The 18828-nt window shown below is 72.7% G+C and carries 17 protein-coding genes and 1 pseudogene; 14 read left to right on the forward strand and 4 right to left on the reverse strand.

What is annotated here, in order from left to right; all coding sequences use genetic code 11:
• Positions 1-188: 188 nt before the first annotated feature.
• From IE242_RS37835 to IE242_RS21385, 5 genes are all read left to right on the forward strand, one after another.
• Positions 189-812 carry a hypothetical protein gene (locus tag IE242_RS37835; RefSeq protein WP_229859216.1) on the forward strand — a complete coding sequence of 208 codons (624 nt, stop codon included), beginning with the start codon at positions 189-191 and terminating at the stop codon, positions 810-812.
• A gap of 86 nt (positions 813-898) precedes the next feature.
• Positions 899-4240 (forward strand): S41 family peptidase, encoded by a 3342-nt coding sequence (locus IE242_RS21370; protein WP_189861658.1) that lies wholly within the window; start codon positions 899-901, stop codon positions 4238-4240.
• Between the two features lie 63 nt (positions 4241-4303).
• Entirely contained in the window at positions 4304-4666 is a 363-nt protein-coding gene (locus tag IE242_RS21375) for a histidine triad nucleotide-binding protein (protein WP_189861660.1), read from the forward strand.
• Positions 4667-4672: 6 nt separating this feature from the next.
• The gene (locus IE242_RS21380; protein WP_189861662.1) at positions 4673-5578 is read left to right on the forward strand and encodes a ribonuclease Z; all 906 of its coding nucleotides are present in this window, start codon (positions 4673-4675) and stop codon (positions 5576-5578) included.
• Positions 5579-5639: 61 nt separating this feature from the next.
• Positions 5640-6632 (forward strand): adenosine deaminase, encoded by a 993-nt coding sequence (locus IE242_RS21385; RefSeq protein WP_189861664.1) that lies wholly within the window; start codon positions 5640-5642, stop codon positions 6630-6632.
• Between the two features lie 16 nt (positions 6633-6648).
• Here IE242_RS21385 and IE242_RS21390 read toward each other — a convergent pair whose 3' ends face one another.
• Positions 6649-7848: an MFS transporter gene (locus IE242_RS21390; RefSeq protein WP_189861665.1), complete on the reverse strand. Its 1200-nt coding sequence runs from the start codon at positions 7846-7848 to the stop codon at positions 6649-6651.
• Between the two features lie 221 nt (positions 7849-8069).
• Between IE242_RS21390 and IE242_RS21395 the strand changes: the two are divergent.
• From IE242_RS21395 to IE242_RS21420, 6 genes and pseudogenes are all read left to right on the forward strand, one after another.
• A pseudogene (locus IE242_RS21395) lies at positions 8070-8471 on the forward strand (enolase C-terminal domain-like protein); the annotation flags it as partial.
• Between the two features lie 221 nt (positions 8472-8692).
• On the forward strand, positions 8693-9754 hold the full coding sequence (locus tag IE242_RS21400) for a carbohydrate kinase family protein (protein ID WP_229859237.1): 1062 nt from the start codon (positions 8693-8695) through the stop codon (positions 9752-9754).
• Positions 9755-9931: 177 nt separating this feature from the next.
• Positions 9932-11002 carry a PhoH family protein gene (locus IE242_RS21405; RefSeq protein ID WP_189861669.1) on the forward strand — a complete coding sequence of 357 codons (1071 nt, stop codon included), beginning with the start codon at positions 9932-9934 and terminating at the stop codon, positions 11000-11002.
• Positions 11003-11015: 13 nt separating this feature from the next.
• The gene (gene ybeY, locus IE242_RS21410; protein WP_189861671.1) at positions 11016-11513 is read left to right on the forward strand and encodes an rRNA maturation RNase YbeY; all 498 of its coding nucleotides are present in this window, start codon (positions 11016-11018) and stop codon (positions 11511-11513) included.
• The gene (locus IE242_RS21415; protein WP_189861673.1) at positions 11510-12820 is read left to right on the forward strand and encodes a hemolysin family protein; all 1311 of its coding nucleotides are present in this window, start codon (positions 11510-11512) and stop codon (positions 12818-12820) included. The genes ybeY and IE242_RS21415 overlap by 4 nt, the downstream gene beginning before the upstream one ends.
• Positions 12821-12826: 6 nt before the next feature.
• Entirely contained in the window at positions 12827-13186 is a 360-nt protein-coding gene (locus tag IE242_RS21420; RefSeq protein WP_189861675.1) for an MmcQ/YjbR family DNA-binding protein, read from the forward strand.
• Here IE242_RS21420 and IE242_RS21425 read toward each other — a convergent pair.
• A complete protein-coding gene (locus IE242_RS21425) occupies positions 13148-14593 on the reverse strand; it encodes an MFS transporter (protein ID WP_189861677.1) in 1446 nt (481 codons plus the stop codon). The genes IE242_RS21420 and IE242_RS21425 overlap by 39 nt on opposite strands.
• A gap of 205 nt (positions 14594-14798) precedes the next feature.
• Here IE242_RS21425 and IE242_RS21430 point away from each other — a divergent pair, with 205 nt between their 5' ends.
• Together IE242_RS21430 and IE242_RS21435 are read left to right on the forward strand one after the other, a co-directional pair.
• On the forward strand, positions 14799-15620 hold the full coding sequence (locus IE242_RS21430; RefSeq protein ID WP_189861821.1) for a helix-turn-helix transcriptional regulator: 822 nt from the start codon (positions 14799-14801) through the stop codon (positions 15618-15620).
• A 28-nt stretch (positions 15621-15648) separates the two neighbouring features.
• Positions 15649-16002, forward strand: a complete 354-nt coding sequence (locus tag IE242_RS21435) for a cytidine deaminase-like protein (RefSeq protein ID WP_189861679.1) — start codon at positions 15649-15651, stop codon at positions 16000-16002.
• Positions 16003-16017: 15 nt separating this feature from the next.
• Here the strand turns inward: IE242_RS21435 and IE242_RS21440 are convergent, their stop codons facing one another.
• Both IE242_RS21440 and IE242_RS21445 read right to left on the reverse strand, forming a co-directional pair.
• Positions 16018-16356 (reverse strand): P-II family nitrogen regulator, encoded by a 339-nt coding sequence (locus tag IE242_RS21440; protein ID WP_189861680.1) that lies wholly within the window; start codon positions 16354-16356, stop codon positions 16018-16020.
• A gap of 3 nt (positions 16357-16359) precedes the next feature.
• On the reverse strand, positions 16360-17682 hold the full coding sequence (locus IE242_RS21445; RefSeq protein WP_189861682.1) for an ammonium transporter: 1323 nt from the start codon (positions 17680-17682) through the stop codon (positions 16360-16362).
• A gap of 177 nt (positions 17683-17859) precedes the next feature.
• Here IE242_RS21445 and era point away from each other — a divergent pair, with 177 nt between their 5' ends.
• The gene (gene era, locus IE242_RS21450; protein WP_189861683.1) at positions 17860-18819 is read left to right on the forward strand and encodes a GTPase Era; all 960 of its coding nucleotides are present in this window, start codon (positions 17860-17862) and stop codon (positions 18817-18819) included.
• The last annotated feature ends 9 nt before the right edge of the window (positions 18820-18828 follow it).

Below are 18828 nucleotides of genomic sequence, written 5' to 3' on the forward strand. Positions count from 1 at the left end.
CGTACGGGAGGGCCGAGCGTGTCCGCATGCTGTCTGTCGCCGGGAGGCGGTGCGGTGGCAGGCTGCTTTGCATGGGCATGGGGGCATTGAGGCATAAATGGCACCGCTTGGGCGGGCGTCGCCTGCTGCTGGGGATCGGTCTTGGGGTGGGCGCCGTCGCGGCTGTCACCGCGTGCGAACCCAACGGGATGAACAGCGCCGCCGTGGCCTACACGACGGAGGACACCGCGACCCAGGCGCTGGAGCGGCAGGGGCACGACGTGCGGTGGATGACCTGCAAGTCGTCGTACGACAGGGTCAACGACCCGAACCGAGACGGCAACGAGTACCAGAACACGGACAGGTACTCGAGCGGTGACCGGTACGGCAGCCAGGCGAGGTACCAGGACGACGACGCGCCGCGCTACAACAGCAGCGTCCAGGAGGTCGACTGCAAGGGCGAGACCATCGAGGGCCAGCCCATCCGTATCTACGGCACGGTGTCCCGCGAGATCGACGGCAGGTGCGTGCGCGGTGACCTGACGGCCAGGGTCGACGACAGGCAGGTGTTCCGCGCGGACGTGCTGGGCGACTGCGACTCCAGGGGCGGTGACGGCTGGAACACCCCGCCCGCCAATGACAACCCGGGCAACGACAACCCGGGCAACGACAACCCCGGTGACGACAACCCGGGTGACGACAACCCGGGTGACGACAACCCGGGTGACGACAACCCGGGTGACGACAACGGGGACAGCCGCGACGACTGCCCCGACGCGACCGAGACCGTCTGGTGCAAGGAACGCGAGGACTGCTGGGGCGAGAACAAGTGACGACGGCGACCGGTGTGCGGGCACCGCGGGAACCGACCGCGTGACGCCCTCTCCCGGGAACGGCGGAGGCTGCCTAGAGTGACCGGGTGACACAGCCCGCAGACACCGCAGCCTCCGCAGTCACCGCAGCCACCTCCTCCTCGCCGTCCTCGCCGGCCTCCGCGTATCTCCGGTATCCGCATCTGCACGGCGACCGGGTCGCCTTCACCGCCGAGGACGACGTCTGGGTGGCGCCCCTCGACGGTGGCCGTGCCTGGCGGGTCAGCGCGGACCACGTCCCGGTCGACCATCCGCGCATCTCGCCCGACGGCACCACGCTCGCCTGGACGTCGACCCGCGACGGGGCGCCCGAGGTCCACATCGCGCCCCTCGACGGCGGCCCGTCCAGGCGGCTGACCCACTGGGGGAGCCTGCGGACCCAGGTGCGGGGCTGGACGCCCGGCGGAGAGGTTCTTGTGCTCAGCGCCCAGGGACAGGCGAGCCTGCGCCGCAGCTGGGCGCGGGCCGTACCGCTGGACGGCGGGCCGGCGGCCACCCTGCCGTACGGGCCCGTCGGCGACGTCGCGTACGGGCCGCGCACCGTGCTGCTGTCCGCTCCCATGGGGCGCGAGGCCGCCTGGTGGAAGCGCTACCGGGGCGGCACGGCGGGCAAGCTGTGGATCGAGCGCCCCGTCGAAAGCGCAGAGAGCACAGAGAGCACAGAGAGCACAGCGGGCGCCGGCGAGTTCGTACGGCTGCACGAAGGGCTGGACGGGAACATCGAGTACCCGTTCTGGGTCGGGACAGGGGAAGCCCCGGTTCGAGCGGAGCCGAGGACTTGGGGGAGGATCGCTTTCCTGTCCGACCACGAGGGCGTGGGCGCCCTGTACTCCTCGCTCGCGGACGGGTCGGACCTGCGCCGGCACACGCCGCTCGACACTTTCTATGCCCGGCACGCCGCCACCGACGGCACCCGGGTCGTGTACATGTCGGCCGGCGAGCTGTGGATCCTCGACGACCTCGACGGCGCCGAGCCCCGGCGGCTGGACATCCGGCTCGGCGGGCAGCGCGTCGACCTCCAGCCGTACCCCGTGAACGCGAGCCGGTGGTTCGGGTCGGCCGCGACCGACCACACCGGCCGGGGCAGCGCCGTCTGTGTGCGCGGCGCCGTCCACTGGGTCACCCACCGCTCCGGACCCGCCCGCGCCCTCGCCGCCCGGCACGGCGTACGCGCCCGGCTGCCCCGTACCTTCCGCGCGGAGGGCGAGGAGTGGGCCGTGTGGGTGACGGACGCGGAGGGCGACGACGCGCTGGAGTTCGCCCCGGCGACCGGCACCGCGCCCGGCGCCACACCGCGCCGGCTCGCCGCGGGGCGGCTGGGCCGCGTGCTGGGGCTCGCCATGGCGCCGGACGGCAGCCGGGCCGCCGTCGCCTCCCACGACGGGCGCGTCCTCCTCGTCGAGCGGGAGAGCGGGGAGGTGCGGGAGGTCGACCGCAGCGAGGACGGCGAGGTCTCCGGGCTGTGCTTCTCGCCCGACTCCGGCTGGCTCGCCTGGTCGCACCCCGGCCCGCGCCCGCTGCGCCAGCTGAAGCTCGCCAACACCGCCGACCTGTCGGTCACCGAGGCCACCCCGCTGCGGTTCCGGGACTACTCGCCCGCGTTCACGCTCGACGGCAAGCACCTGGCGTTCCTGTCGGCGCGGTCCTTCGACCCGGTCTACGACGAGCACGTCTTCGACCTGGCGTTCGTGGGCGGCTCCCGCCCTCACCTGATCACGCTCGCCGCGACCACCCCGTCCCCCTTCGGGCCGCAGCGCCACGGGCGCCCCTTCGACGCGCCCGACAAGGACGAGACCCCCGACAGCGAGGGCGCCCCCGCGACCCGTGTCGACCTCGAAGGGCTCGCCGACCGGATCGTGCCGTTCCCCGTCGAGGCCGCCCGCTACTCGACCCTCCGGGCCGCCAAGGACGGCGTGCTGTGGCTGCGGCACCCGGTGCGGGGCGTGCTCGGCCATGCGCGGGCCACCCCCGACGACCCCGACCCCAAGACGGCACTGGAGCGCTACGACCTCGCCCAGCGGCGTGCGGAGCACCTCGCCTCCGACGCGGACCACTTCTCGGTCAGCGGCGACGGCAAGCGGGTGCTGCTCTGGACCGACGGCCGGCTCAAGGTCGTGCCCAGCGACCGGCGTGCCTCGGGCGACGAGGACAGCGACACCAACATCACCGTCGACCTCTCGCGGGTCCGGCAGACCGTCGACCCGGCCGCCGAGTGGCGCCAGATGTACGACGAGACCGGCCGTGTCATGCGGGACAACTTCTGGCGCCCGGACCTCGGCGGCACCGACTGGCAGGCCGTGCTGGACCGTTATCGGCCGGTGCTCGGCCGGATCGCCACCCATGACGACCTGGTCGACCTGCTGTGGGAGGTGCAGGGGGAGCTCGGCACCTCCCACGCGTACGTCACCCCGTCCGGCGGGGGCGGCCGGTCAGACCTGCGGCAGGGGCTGCTCGGCGCGGACATCTCCCGGCACGGGGACGGCCAGTGGCGCATCGACCGGATCCTGCCGTCGGAGACCTCCGACCCCGACGCGCAGGCGCCGCTCGCCGCGCCCGGCGTGGCCGTACGGGCCGGGGACGCGATCGTCGCGGTGGGCGGGCAGCCGGTGGACCCGGTCACCGGGCCCGGACCGCTGCTCGTCGGTACGGCGGGCAATCCGGTCGAGCTGACGGTCCTGCCCGCGGGCGGCGGCGATCCGCGGCACACGGTCGTCGTGCCCGTCGCCGACGAGGAGCCGCTGCGCTACCACGCCTGGGTCGCCGACCGGCGCGCCTACGTGCACGAGAGGTCCGGCGGCCGGCTCGGCTACCTCCACGTCCCCGACATGCAGGCGCCCGGCTGGGCGCAGATCCACCGCGATCTGCGCGTCGAGGTGGCCCGGGAGGGCCTGGTCGTAGACGTCCGCGAGAACCGCGGCGGCCACACCTCCCAGCTGGTGGTCGAGAAGCTGGCGCGCCGCATCGTGGGCTGGGTCCGGCCGCGCGGGATGCGCCCGTACAGCTATCCGCAGGACGCGCCGCGCGGCCCCGTGGTCGCCGTCGCCAACGAGTTCTCCGGCTCCGACGGGGACATCGTCAACGCGGCGGTCAAGGCGCTCGGGCTCGGGCCCGTGGTGGGCACCCGCACCTGGGGCGGCGTCGTCGGCATCGACAGCCGCTACCGGCTGGTCGACGGCACCCTCGTCACCCAGCCCAAGTACGCGTTCTGGCTGGAGGGGTACGAGTGGGGCGTGGAGAACCGCGGCGTCGACCCCGACGTGGAGGTCGTGCAGACGCCGCAGGACCACGCCGCCGGGCGTGACCCGCAGCTGGACGAGGCGGTCCGGATCGCGCTGGAGGCCCTGACGGAGTCCCCGGCGAAGACGCCCCCGCGGGTGCCGGAGCTGTAGCGGCGGGGCGGGCGGTCGCTACGATGCCCGGGTAACGATCAACCGGCGTGAGGAGGCACACGCATGGCACAGGAGGCCCCTGCACCGCAGGACGACTGCCTGTTCTGCAGGATCGTGGCCAAGGAGATCCCGGCGACGGTCGTCCGCGAGACGGAGACGACCCTCGCGTTCCGGGACATCAACCCGCAGGCGCCCACCCACGTCCTGGTGATCCCCAAGGCCCACCACAGGGACGCGGCCGCCCTCGCCGCCGCCGACCCGGCGCTCGCGGCGGACGTGCTGCGCGAGACCCAGGCCGTCGCGGACGACGAGCAGCTGGAGAGCTACCGCATCGTGTTCAACACGGGCAGCGGCGCCGGCCAGACCGTCTTCCACACGCACGCGCACGTCATGGGCGGGCGCGGTCTGCAATGGCCTCCCGGGTAGACCGGCGTGTCCGTACGTGAACTGGTGGTCCTCGGCACCGCCAGCCAGGTCCCGACCCGGCACCGCAACCACAACGGGTACATGCTGCGCTGGGACGGCGAGGGCATCATGTTCGACCCCGGCGAGGGCACGCAGCGGCAGATGCTGCGGGCCGGGGTCGCCGCCCACGACCTGCACCGCATCTGCGTCACGCACTTCCACGGGGACCATTCGCTGGGCCTCGCCGGAGTGATCCAGCGCATCAACCTCGACCGTGTCCCGCACCAGGTCACCGCGCACTACCCGCGCTCCGGGCAGCGGTTCTTCGACCGGCTGCGGTACGCCACCGCGTACCGCGAGACCGTGGAGCTGACCGAGGCGCCGGTCGCCGCGGACGGGGTGCTGGCCGCCGCTCCCTCGTACACCCTGGAGGCGCGCAAGCTGTCCCACCCGGTCGAGTCGTACGGCTACCGGCTGGTCGAGCCGGACGGGCGGCGGATGCTGCCGGAGCGGCTCGCCGCGCACGGCATCAAGGGCCCGGACGTCGGGCGGATCCAGCGGGAGGGCTCCCTCGGCGGGGTCTCGCTCACCGACGTGAGCGAGGTGCGGCGCGGGCAGCGGTTCGCGTTCGTCATGGACACCCGGCTGTGCGAGGGCGTGCACGCGCTCGCCGAGGGCTGCGACCTGCTCGTCATCGAGTCGACCTTCCTCGACGAGGACGAGGACCTCGCCGTCGAGCACGGTCACCTCACGGCCGGCCAGGCGGCGCGGGTGGCCCGGGACGCGGGCGTACGGCACCTGGTCCTGACGCACTTCAGCCAGCGCTACACCGACCCGGACGAGTTCGAGCGGCAGGCGCGGGCGGCCGGATTCGAGGGAGAGCTGACCGTCGCGCAGGACCTGCTGCGGGTGCCGGTGCCGAAGCGGCGGTGAGCTGCGGCACGGGTGGCACGTCGTTTTCGATGTGGGGGGTCGACCGCCGTACGATGCTTTGATGCCCGTACCGAAAGCCGAACTGCACCTCCACATCGAAGGCACCCTGGAGCCCGAGCTCGCCTTCGCGCTCGCCGCGCGCAACGGCGTCGAGCTGCCCTACGCCGACACGGACGCGCTCCGTGAGGCGTACCGGTTCGAGGACCTCCAGTCCTTCCTGAACCTGTACTACGAGCTCATGGCCGTGCTGCGCACCGAGCAGGACTTCGCCGACCTGGCCGACGCCTACCTCGCCCGCGCCGCCGCGCAGGGCGTCCGGCACGCCGAGATCTTCTTCGACCCGCAGGCCCACATGGCGCGCGGCGTCGGGATGGGGACCGTGGTGGAGGGGCTGTGGCGTGCCCTCGGCCGCAGCGAGGAGACCCACGGCGTCTCCACCCAGCTGATCATGTGCTTCCTGCGCGACGAGTCCGCCGAGTCGGCGAGGGAGACCCTCGAGGCCGCGAAGCCGTACCTCGACCGGATCATCGGCGTCGGACTCGACTCCGCAGAGGTCGGGCACCCGCCGGTGAAGTTCCGCGAGGTGTACGAGGAGGCTGCCCGGCTGGGGCTGCGCCGCGTCGCCCACGCCGGCGAGGAGGGCCCGCCCGCGTACATCACCGAGGCCCTGGACGTGCTCGGCGTCGAGCGCGTCGACCACGGGCTGCGCTGCATGGAGGACCCCGCGCTGGTGGAGCGGCTGGTGCGCGAGCGGGTGCCGCTGACGCTGTGCCCGCTGTCCAACGTACGGCTGCGGACCGTCGACACCCTGGCGGAGCACCCGCTGCCCGCGATGCTCGACGCCGGGCTGCTGTGCACGGTGAACTCCGACGATCCGGCGTACTTCGGCGGGTACGCCGGGGACAACTTCGCGGCGGTGCGGGAGACCCTCGGTCTCGGGGAGGAGCGGCTGCGGGAACTGGCCCGCAACTCCTTCCTCGCGTCCTTCCTGGAGCACGACGAGGAGCGGCGGGCGCGGTATCTCGCCGAGGTGGAGGCGTACGTCTTCGCCTGACCGAGGGGCCGGACCGTCAGGCCGCCGGTTCGTAGCGTGCGGCGGTGTCCGGGCGGGCCGCCGACCGGGCGGCGGCGGTGTGGTCCGCGGTCCTGGTGCGCAGGGCGACGGCCGTCATCGGTACGGCGACCGCCAGCAGGCCCGCCGCCAGGACCAGCCCCATGCCCGGGTAGCCCGCGTGCGCGGACAGCAGGCTGCCGGTGAGCGGGCCGCACGCCGTACCGAGCGAGGACGCGGCGCCCACCAGGACCGCCCAGCGGCCGCGCGCGTCGAGCGAGGCGGCGAGCCCGATCACGTACGACAGCACGACCGGGTAGAGCGTGTTCCAGGCGATCTCGCCGGCGGCGAAGGTGACGAGGTCGGTCGCGGCGGCGCTCACCGCGATGCACCCGGCGATGAGCGCCGTACCGGCACCGATGGGTAGGGTCCGGCCGAGGCGGGGGCCGAGCGCCCCGGCGCCGACGACGCCGAGCAGCCCCCCGCCGAGCGCCACGGCGAAGACCACGCCGACGGTGACCTCGGACAGGCCCGCCTGGTGCAGTCCGATGCGGCCGCTGACGCCCCAGAGGGAGTTCTGGGCGAGGGACCAGCAGAGCATGGCGGCGGCGAGGGCGAGCCCGGCGCGGGGGCGGGGCAGGGCGGCGCCGTCGCCGCCGCGGGCGTCATGGACCGGGTGGGGCGCCGTGGCGGGGAGCTGTCCGGTCGTCGGCCACACCGCGAGCGCGGTGAGCGCGAGGGCGGCGAGCGGCAGCCCGTGGCCCGGTCCCAGGTGGGGGACCGTCAGGTACAGGGCACCCGCGAGGGCCGAGACGCCGAGCAGGCCCAGCGTGGTGACGCGGTGCGGGTCCCGCTGGGCGGCGATGCCCGTGGCGGCGACGGCGGTGGCGGTGCCGGACCCGAGACCGCCGAGCATCGCGCCCGCGACGACGGCGGGCACGGTGTCCGTGAGGGCGGCCGCGCCGTAGCCGGTGACGGCGAGGGCGAGGCCGGTGCGGGCGAGGACGCGGGGGGCGAAACGGCCGCCCCGGGACGCGAGCAGGAAGCCCGCCGACGCCGAACTCAGCAGCAGCGCGCTGCCGATGGCCCCCGCCTCGGTGGCGGTGAGGGGGAGGGAGGCGTCGAGCCTGCCGACGGTGGTGGGGAGGAGGTAGGAGGCGAGGTACCCGGCCGTGAAAAGGGCGACGAGGGGCCAGGGCAGGGCGGAGCGGGGGGACACGGGCGTTCCTGGGCGTGCGAAGGTGCCGTGGGAGCACGGGAGGTGGGGGGTGGGCGGCTGTCGACGGACAGGAACGCGCGGCCAATTTGTATCAAGCAGGCAGTTGGGAGAAGAAGCGCGTGATGTGTGATCTGAATCACTTGTCGTTTGGTGTGGTGGCTGCTGGGTAGTGGTGGGGCTTTTTCTGGGTGTTTCCGCTCCGCGCCGGATGCCGCGCGGGCTCCGACCACCACTACTGGGGCGGACTGCGCAACACCCAGCGCCTCGCCGCCGTCTGCGACGCCTTCGGGGTCGGGGTGTCCATGCACTCCAACACCCACCTCGGCATCTCCCTCGCCGCGATGACCCACGTCGCGGCGACCGTTCCGAACCTCCACCACGCCTGTGACTCCCACTACCCCTGGCAGTCCGAGGACGTGCTCACCGAGCGCATCGCCTTCACCGGCGGCAAGGTCACCGTCTCGGACGCGCCCGGCCTCGGCGTCGAACTGGACCGCGACCGGCTGCGGTTCCTGCACGAGCGGTGGCTGGACGACGACGGCTCGCTGCGGGACCGGGACGACGCGGCGGCCATGCGGGCCGCCGACCCGGAGTGGGTCACGCCGTCCGTGCCGCGCTGGTGACGCCACGAACCGCGGTGGTGGCGCCCGGCGGCGTCACCCCGCCCAGGCCTTGGTGCACACTGGCCTGACCCGCACCACACCAGGCCAGGGAGCACACCGTGACCGCGCCCGAAGGAGAGCGACCGCAGCGCCGGCCCGAGAGCGGCCGGCTCCGGACCGACCGGCCCCCGACCGACTTCCACCCCAGCCACCAGCTCCGCCGGGGAGACCCCCTCGCCGCGCTGCGCGCCCCGGACGACCCGCCCTGGGACGTCTACCTGACGGGCACGGTCTTCCTCGACATCGTCTTCACCGGCCTCGACTGCGCCCCCGTGCGCGGCACCGAGACCTGGGCCCGCGGCATGGGCTCCAGCCCCGGCGGCGTCGCCAACATGGCGACGGCGCTGGCCCGGCTCGGCCTGCGGACCTCCCTCGCCGCGGCCTTCGGCGACGACCACTACGGGGAGTACTGCTGGGACGCACTCGAACACGGCGAGGGCATCGACCTCACCCCGTCCCGCACCGTCCCCCACTGGCACTCCCCGGTCACCGTCTCCATGGCGTACGAGGGTGAGCGCACCATGGTCTCCCACGGTCACGAGCCGCCCCCGGAGGAGCCCGCCCCGGACTGCGCGCCGTACGCCCGCGCCGCCGTCGCCTCCCTGGTGCCGGGCATGCGCGCGCACTGGATCGCACGGGCGGCGAGCAGCGGCACCCGGATCTTCGCGGACGTCGGCTGGGACGAGACGGGCCGCTGGGACCTGGCCGGCCTCGCCGACCTGGAGCACTGCGAGGCATTCCTCCCCAACGCCGAGGAGGCCATGCGCTACACCCGCACCGACTGCCCCCGCACCGCAGCCCACGCCCTCACCGACCACGTACCGCTCGCCGTGGTCACCCTCGGCGCGGAGGGCGCGTACGCCGTGGACGCCCGTACCGGCGAGACCGCAGAGGTGCCCGCCATCGCCGTCGAGGCGCTGGACCCCACGGGCGCGGGCGACGTCTTCGTGGCGGGCTTCGTCACCGGCACGCTGGCCGGCTGGCCGCTCGCGGACCGGCTCGCCTTCGCGGGCCTGACCGCCGCGCTCTCGGTGCAGGAGTTCGGCGGATCGCTCTCGGCGCCGGGCTGGGCCGAGATCGCGGCCTGGTGGCGCCGTGTGCAGTCCCTCGACGCCCAGGACCCGGCGGCGCTGCGCCGGTACGCGTTCCTGGAGGACCTGCTGCGTTCGCTGCCGGAGCAGCGGACCGCCCCGTGGCCGCTGCGCAGAGCGGTCCCGACGATCGGCTTCCGCCGGTCCGCCTGACCATCGGGCCGCGAACCCGGCTCCGTGCCGCGAACCCGGCCCCGGCCGCACAGCCGGGTTCGCGCCGAAAACTCCTACGGCGATGTCAGCCACCCGGCGTACCCTGGAAATCGCCAGGCCGCCCAAGGGGCGCGCGAGACGTACCGAGGAGGACGAGCAAGGCCTACGAGCCGGCCCATGACTCAGACACCCACATCGCACACTTCCGCGCAGGGGCAGGCGAGAGCTCAGTTCACCGTTCCGGCCGCGCACCCCATGGTGACCGTGCTGGGGTCCGGGGACTCCCTCCTGCGCGTGATCGAGAAGGCCTTCCCGGCGGTCGACATACATGTCCGGGGCAATGAGATCAGCGCCGTGGGCGACGCCGCCGAAGTGGCCCTCGTCCAGCGCCTGTTCGACGAGATGATGCTGGTGCTCCGCACCGGACAGCCGATGACGGAGGACGCAGTGGAACGCTCGATCGCCATGCTCAGGGCGAGCGAGAACGGGGAGAGCGACGGCCAGGAGACCCCGGCCGAGGTGCTCACGCAGAACATCCTGTCCTCGCGCGGCCGCACCATCCGCCCCAAGACGCTCAACCAGAAGCGCTACGTCGACGCGATCGACAAGCACACGATCGTCTTCGGCATCGGACCCGCCGGCACCGGCAAGACCTACCTGGCCATGGCGAAGGCCGTCCAGGCCCTCCAGTCCAAGCAGGTCAACCGCATCATCCTGACCCGCCCGGCGGTGGAGGCGGGAGAGCGCCTGGGCTTCCTGCCCGGCACCCTCTACGAGAAGATCGACCCGTATCTGCGCCCGCTGTACGACGCGCTGCACGACATGCTCGACCCCGACTCGATCCCGCGGCTGATGGCGGCGGGGACGATCGAGGTGGCGCCGCTCGCATATATGCGCGGCCGGACGCTGAACGACGCCTTCATCATCCTGGACGAGGCCCAGAACACGAGCCCCGAGCAGATGAAGATGTTCCTCACCCGCCTCGGCTTCGACTCGAAGATCGTGATCACGGGTGATGTGACCCAGGTCGACCTGCCGTCCGGCACCAAGTCCGGTCTGCGTCAGGTCCAGGAGATCCTGGAGGGCGTCGAGGACGTCCACTTCTCGCGCCTGTCGTCGCAGGACGTCGTCCGGCACAAGCTGGTGGGCCGTATTGTCGACGCCTACGACAAGTACGACACCACGCACGGCACCGAGAACGGCGCGCACAAGAGCCGCGGCAGGTCCGGGCAACACAAGGGGAAGTAGACCGAGCAGCACCATGTCGATCGACGTCAACAACGAGTCCGGCACCGAGGTCGACGAGCAGGCGATCCTCGACATCGCCCGCTACGCGCTCACACGGATGCGCATCCACCCGCTCTCCGAGCTCTCTGTGATCGTCGTGGACGCCGACGCCATGGAGCAGCTCCACATCCAGTGGATGGACCTGCCCGGTCCGACGGATGTCATGTCCTTCCCGATGGACGAGCTGCGGCCGCCGGCGAAGGACGACGACGAGCCGCCGCAGGGCCTGCTCGGCGACATCGTGCTCTGCCCCGAGGTCGCCGCCAAGCAGGGCGCGGAGGCGCCGACGCGGCACTCCATGGACGAGGAGCTCCAGCTCCTCACCGTCCACGGAGTGCTGCACCTCCTCGGCTACGACCACGAGGAGCCCGACGAGAAGGCCGAGATGTTCGGTCTGCAGGCCGCCATCGTGGACGGCTGGCGCGCGGAGAAGGGCCTGACCGGCCCGTCCCCGGCCCCGACCGTCTCATGAGCGCCGCACTCCTCACGGGCGCCGTCGCACTGATCGTCGTCGCCTGGCTCGCCGCCTGCGCGGAGGCGGGCCTGGCGCGCGTCTCCAGCTTCCGCGCCGAGGAGGCGGTACGGTCCGGGCGGCGCGGCAGCGCCAAGCTGGCCAAGGTCGCCGCCGACCCGACCCGCTACCTCAATGTGGCGCTGCTGGTCCGCGTCGCCTGTGAGATGGCGGCGGCCGCCCTCGTCACCTACGGCTGTCTGCGGGAGTTCGCGGTGACCTGGGAGGCCCTGGCCGTCGCGATAGGCGTCATGGTTCTCGTCAGCTATGTCGCGGTCGGTGTCTCCCCGCGCACCATCGGCCGCCAGCACCCGTTGAACACGGCGACGGCGGCCGCGTACGTCCTCGTCCCGCTCGCCCGCATCATGGGCCCGATCCCGTCGCTGCTGATCCTCATCGGCAACGCCCTCACCCCCGGCAAGGGCTTCCGCCGCGGCCCCTTCGCCTCCGAGGCGGAGCTGCGCGCGCTGGTGGACCTCGCGGAGAAGGAGTCGCTGATCGAGGCCGAGGAGCGCCGCATGGTGCACTCGGTGTTCGAGCTCGGCGACACCCTCGTGCGCGAGGTGATGGTGCCGCGCACGGACCTGGTCGTCATCGAGCGGTTCAAGACGATCCGCCAGGCGCTGAGCCTCGCGCTGCGCTCCGGTTTCTCCCGCATACCGGTCACCGGGGACAGCGAGGACGACATCGTCGGCATCGTCTACCTCAAGGACCTCGCCCGCAAGACACACATCAGCCGCGACGCGGAGTCGGAGCTGGTGTCCACGGCGATGCGGCCCGCCACCTTCGTGCCCGACACCAAGAACGCGGGCGACCTGCTGCGCGAGATGCAGCAGGAGCGCAACCACGTCGCCGTCGTCATCGACGAGTACGGCGGCACGGCCGGCATCGTCACCATCGAGGACATCCTCGAGGAGATCGTCGGTGAGATCACCGACGAGTACGACCGTGAGACGCCTCCGGTGGAGGTCCTCGGCGCGGACCGCTACCGGGTCACCGCCCGCCTCGACATCGGCGACCTGGGCGAGCTGTACGGCCTGGAGGCGTTCGACGACGAGGACGTGGAGACCGTCGGCGGCCTGCTCGCCAAGGCGCTCGGCCGGGTGCCGATCGCCGGTGCCTCCTCGGTGGTCGAGCTGCCCGACGGCCGCGAGCTGCGGCTGACGGCGGAGGCCGCGGCCGGCCGCCGGAACAAGATCGTGACCGTGCTGGCGGAACCGGTGGGCCCGGCGGACCCGCCGCAGGAGGACGAGACGAAACCGGAGTGACGAGTAGTGACCCCTCAGGAGCTGCGCGCCCTCTGTCTGTCCTTCAACGCCACCGTGGAGGACTTCCCCTTCAACCCCGAGACCTCGGTCTTCAAGGTGCTGGGCAAGCTCTTCGCCCTGACGAACCTGGACGCGCGGCCCCTGACGGTCAACCTGAAGTGCGATCCGGAGGACGCGGTCCGGCTCCGTGAGGAGCATCCCGGCCTGATCGTCCCCGGCTGGCACATGAACAAGCGGCACTGGAACACCGTCACCGCCGACGGCGAGCTCCCGGACCGCCTGGTCCGGGAGCTGGTGGAGGACTCGTACGACCTGGTGGTCGCCGGTCTACCGCGCGCCGACCGCCTCCGCCTCGACCGTCCCTGAAGCCCCTCGGCGACCGCGCAGCCCCACAGCGACCAGCACCGCCGCCCCGAGCACGATCGCCGCGTCCAGCGCCACCACCGTACGGACGCCGGACAGCAGCTCCCCGGACGTCGTGGCGAGCACGCCCAGCAGCGGGATGCCGACGGTGAGGCCGACCTGCTGGGTCGAGGTCACCAGGCCGGTGGCCAGGCCCTGCTCGTCGTCCGGCACACCGGAGGTGACGGTGAGGCCGTACGAGATGATCGCGCCCAGGTGGCACATGCTCGCCAGCGAGACGGCGGCCGTGGCGAGCCAGACGGACCCGCCGCCCTCCCCGAGCGCCAGCAGCGCCGCGGTCAGCGCGCCCTGGCCGGCGAGCGAGCCGGCCAGCGTACGGCGGGCGCCGAAGCGGCCGATGACCCGCGGGGCGTACGCGCCCGCCACCACCGACAGCACGCCCTGGACGCCGAAGACCAGCCCCGTCTCGAAGGCCGACAGCCGCAGGACCTCCTGGAGGTACAGGGTCAGCGCGAAGACGACCGTCGACATCATCGAGAAGGTGACCAGGCCGCCCAGGTTGCCCCACGCCACCGTGCGGCGGCGCAGCATCGGCAGGGAGACCAGGGGCGCCTCGGAACGGGTCTCCACGACGGCGAACGCGGTGAGCAGCAGCACGCCCGCGACCAGGGTCACGACCACGTCCGTACGGCCGAAGCCGTGGTCGGCGGCGGTCGACAGGGCGTAGATCAGGGAGAGCAGACCGCCGGTGACGGTGACCGCGCCGGGCACGTCCAGGCGGGGGCGCTCGGGGGTGCGCGACTCGGGCAGCAGACCGGGCGCGAGCGGCAGCACGACCAGCGCGAACAGGGCGAGCAGGCCCATCGTGGAGCGCCAGCCGAGCACGTCCGTCAGGACGCCGCCCGCCACCATGCCGACCGTGAAGCCGAGGGAGAGCAGGGTGCCCGAGATGCCGAGCGCGCGGTCCCGGGCGGGCCCCTCCGGGAACGTCGTCGTCAGCAGCGACATGCCGGTCGGGACGATGGCCGCCGCGCCCAGGCCCTGCAGCGCCCGTCCGGCGAGGAACGAGGCCGGGTCCCAGGCGAACGTCGCCAGCACCGAGGCCGCGCCGAACAGGGCGAGCCCGGACAGGAAGAGCAGCCGGCGGCCGTACAGGTCGCCGATCCGGCCGAAGAGCAGCAGGAAGCCACCGGACGGCAGCGCGAACGCCGTCACCGCCCACTGCAGGGCGGACTGGCTCATGCCCAGGTCCGTGCCGAGCACCGGCAGGGCGACGTTCAGGACGGAGAAGTCCAGCGCGACCATGAACTGGGCCGCGCACAGCACGAACAGGACCAGCCGGTCGCGGGCCGCGAGACGGGGGCCGGGCGCCTGTGGCGCGGAGGTGGTGAGGGAGGTGTCGATCGCCATGGGCAAGAGACTGGCGGCGCCGGAATAGCCGTGGGGAGCGGGCAGTTGTCCTGGTGGTGGCACCACCAGGCAGCGGCGGAGGCGGACGCGGCGGCCGCGGTGGCACCAGCAGCCGGACCCACACCAGCAGGGGGAATGTGTGTCGGACGTGGCCGTGACGGGGGCGGGCAGGACGCACCGCCGCAGTGAGCTGCGCGAGTTCCTGATGAGCCGCCGGGCCCGGGTCTCCCCGGCCGAGGCCGGTCTGCCCGACGGCGGGGCGCGGCGCCGGACGCCGGGGCTGCGCCGCGAGGAGGTCGCCGTGCTCGCCGGGGTGGGCGCCTCCTGGTACCAGTGGCTGGAGCAGGGGCGGGACATCTCCGTCTCCCCGCAGGTGCTGGACGCCGTCGCCCGCGTACTGCGGCTCAGCAACGCCGAGCGGCGCCACCTGTACGTCCTCGCCGGGCTCAACCCGCCCACGCCCGAAGTCGCCCCGGAGAAGCGGGACATGTGCGACGGGCTGCGGCGGCTGATCGACACGTGGATGCCGTACCCGGCGCACATCATGGACCGCTACTACAACTGCGTGCTGTACAACGACGCCGCCGCGATGGTCCTCGGCATGCGTCCCGACCTCACGTGGAACTGCCTCGTCGACTACTTCACCAACCCGCTCTACCGCCTGCGTGCCGAGAGCTGGGAGCGCAACGCCCGCACGGTCGTCGCCCAGTTCCGCGCCGCCTGCTCCGCCGACCCCGGCGACGAGGGACTCCAGGAGGTGCTGGCGCGGGTGCGGGCGGCGAGCGACGAGTTCGGGCGGCTGTGGGAGGAACGGAACATCGAGGACGCCGGGCAGCTCCGCAAGGAACTGGAGCACCCGCTGGTCGGCCTGCTCTGCCTGGAGTCGACGGCGCTGAAGGTGCCCGCGCGGCCCGATCTGACGATCGTGCTGCACACGCCGCTGGACGAGGCGAACAGCGCGGCGAAGCTGGAGTGGCTGGCCTCCCCGGAGGGACGGCGCGGGGCGATGTACCCCGTGGCGGGCTGACCGGTACGGCGCTACGTATGCTCAGCCCATGACCGACAGCAGCGCGCTCGACCCCGAGGACCGCAAGATCGTCACCCTGGCCCGTTCCGCGCGGGCCCGCAACGGTGTGCCCGAGGGTGCCGCCGTACGCGACGAGACCGGACGTACCTACGTCGCCGGCACCGTCGCCCTGGACTCGCTGAAGCTCAGCGCCCTGCGGACGGCGGTGGCGATGGCGGTGGCGTCCGGGGCGCAGTCGCTGGAGGCGGCGGCCCTGGTGACGGAGGCCGAGTCGGCGTCGGCCGAGGACCTGGCGGCCGTACGGGACCTGGGCGGCCCGCAGACCCCGGTGCTGGTGGCCGGCCCGGACGGCACGGTCCGCGCCACGCCGACCGCGGGCTGACCTGCCGGGCAGCTCCTAGAGCGCGTCGGGTCCGCGCTCACCCGTGCGGACCCGGACGACCGTCTCCACGGGCAGCGCCCATACCTTCCCGTCGCCGATCTTTCCCGTCCGTGCCGCCCGGACGATCGCGTCGATGACGGCGTCGGCGTCCGCGTCCTCCACGACGACCTCGATCCGGACCTTGGGCACGAGGTCGACCTGGTACTCCGCGCCGCGGTACACCTCGGTGTGGCCGCGCTGGCGGCCGTAGCCGCTGGCCTCGGTCACGGTCAGGCCGTGCACGCCCAGCTCCTGCAGGGCGGTCTTGACGTCGTCGAGGCGGTACGGCTTGACGACCGCGGTGATGAGCTTCATGGCTTACGGCTTGCCCTTCTGGGCGGTGGGGAGGACGGACGCGGTGACCGGGGCGCCGTGGCCCAGGACCCCGTGATCGTAGGCCGTCTCGGCGTGCACCGTAAGGTCCAGGCCGGTGTGCTCCTGCTCCTCGCTGGCGCGGAAGCCCATCGTGCGGTCGATGAGCTTGCCGATGCCGTAGGTGACGCCGAAGGCGTACGCACCCACCACGGCCACCGCGACCAGCTGCTTGCCGAGCTGGGCGAGGCCGCCGCCGTACAGCAGGCCCTCGGCGCCGCCGGTCATGGTGGCCGTGGCGAAGACGCCGATCAGCACGGTGCCGACGACGCCGCCGACCAGGTGGACGCCGACGACGTCGAGCGAGTCGTCGTAGTTCAGCTTGAACTTCCAGCTCACCGCCCAGGAGCAGACGGCACCCGCGGCGAGGCCCACGACGAGCGCGCCGAGCAGGGAGACCGAACCGCAGGACGGCGTGATGGCGACCAGGCCCGCGACCGCGCCGGAGGCCGCGCCGAGCGTGGTCGGGTGGCCGTCGCGCCGCTGCTCCACGAAGAGCCAGCCGAGCAGGCCGGTGCAGCCGGCGGCGAGGGTGTTGAGGAAGACCGCCGCGGCCATGCCGTTGGCGCCGAGGGCGGAGCCGGCGTTGAAGCCGAACCAGCCGAACCAGAGGAGACCGGCGCCCAGCACCACCATCGGCAGGTTGTGCGGGCGCATCGCGTCCCTCTTGAAGCCGAGCCGCGGGCCGAGGACCAGGCAGAGCGCCAGCCCGGAGGCGCCGGAGGTGATCTCGACGGGCAGCCCGCCCGCGAAGTCCAGCGCGCCCAGCTCGTCCAGGATCCAGCCGCCCGGGCCCCAGACCCAGTGCGTGACGGGAACGTATACGAGCAGGGCCCAGACGGGCACGAAGACCAGCCACGCCCCGAACTTCGCGCGGTCCGCGATCGCCCCGCTGACCAGCGCCGCCGTGATGATCGCGAAGGTGAGCTGGAAGGTGGCGAAGAGGAGCGTGGGGACGGTGCCCTGGACGCTGTCCGGGCCCAGGCCCCGCATGCCCACGTGGTCGAGGCCGCCGATCAGCCCGCCGAAGACGTCGTCGCCGAAGGCGAGGGAGTAGCCGGCCGCCAGCCACACCACGGTGACGAGAGCGATCGACACGAAGCTCATCATCAGCATGTTCAGCACGCTCTTCGTGCGGACCATGCCGCCGTAGAACAGCGCCAGGCCCGGGGTCATCAGCAGCACCAGGGCGGTGGCGGCGAGCAGCCAGGCGGTGTCGCCGGTGTCGAGTGCGGACGCCTTTCCGGCGGCCAGGGTGACGGACTCCACAGGCGGGTCTCCTCGTGGTGGGGGCTGGTCTCCGAGGGTCACCGCCCCGCATTTCCGGTCGCGTACGGCTGTGTTTCCGTGGCGTTTCGTGTTGCGCGAGGGTTTCCGGAGCCTCACCGGCAGCGGGCATACGTGCGCGGTGCGGCGGCGGCCCGTGGATCAGGGACAATGGGCGCCATGAGCGTTCGCAGTCAGTCATCCGAGCCGTCGGAAACGTCCGAGGCCCTTCACCGGGCGGGCTTCGCCTGTTTCGTGGGCCGTCCCAACGCGGGCAAGTCCACCCTCACGAACGCTCTGGTCGGGCAGAAGGTGGCGATCACCTCCAACCGGCCGCAGACGACCCGGCACACCGTGCGCGGCATCGTGCACCGGTCGGACGCCCAGCTGATCCTGGTCGACACGCCGGGCCTGCACAAGCCGCGCACGCTGCTCGGTGAGCGGCTGAACGACGTGGTCCGCACCACCTGGGCCGAGGTCGACGTGATCGGCTTCTGCCTGCCCGCGGACCAGAAGATCGGTCCGGGTGACCGTTTCATCGCCAAGGAGCTCGCGGGGATCAAGAAGACCCCCAAGGTCGCCATCGTCACCAAGACGGACCTCGTCGACTCCAAGGCGCTCGCCGAGCAGCTCATCGCCATCGACCAGCTCGGCAAGGAGCTGGGCATCACCTGGGCGGAGATCGTCCCGGTGTCGGCGACCGCGAACAAGCAGGTCGATCTGCTCGCCGACCTGCTGATCCCGATGCTCCCCGAGAGCCCGCCGCTCTACCCCGAGGGCGACCTCACCGACGAGCCCGAGCAGGTCATGGTCGCGGAGCTGATCCGCGAGGCCGCGCTGGAGGGCGTACGGGACGAGCTGCCGCACTCCATCGCGGTGGTCGTCGAGGAGATGCTGCCGCGCGAGGACCGCCCCGCTGACAAGCCGCTCCTCGACATCCACGCCAACGTCTACATCGAGCGCCCCAGCCAGAAGGGCATCATCATCGGCCCCAAGGGCAAGCGCCTGAAGGACGTCGGCATCAAGTCCCGCAAGCAGATCGAGGCGCTGCTCGGCACGCCCGTCTTCCTCGATCTGCACGTGAAGGTCGCGAAGGACTGGCAGCGGGACCCGAAACAGCTGCGCCGGCTGGGCTTCTGACCGGCAGGG

This window comes from Streptomyces poonensis, from assembly GCF_014650915.1.
Taxonomy (GTDB): Bacteria; Actinomycetota; Actinomycetes; order Streptomycetales; family Streptomycetaceae; genus Streptomyces; species Streptomyces poonensis.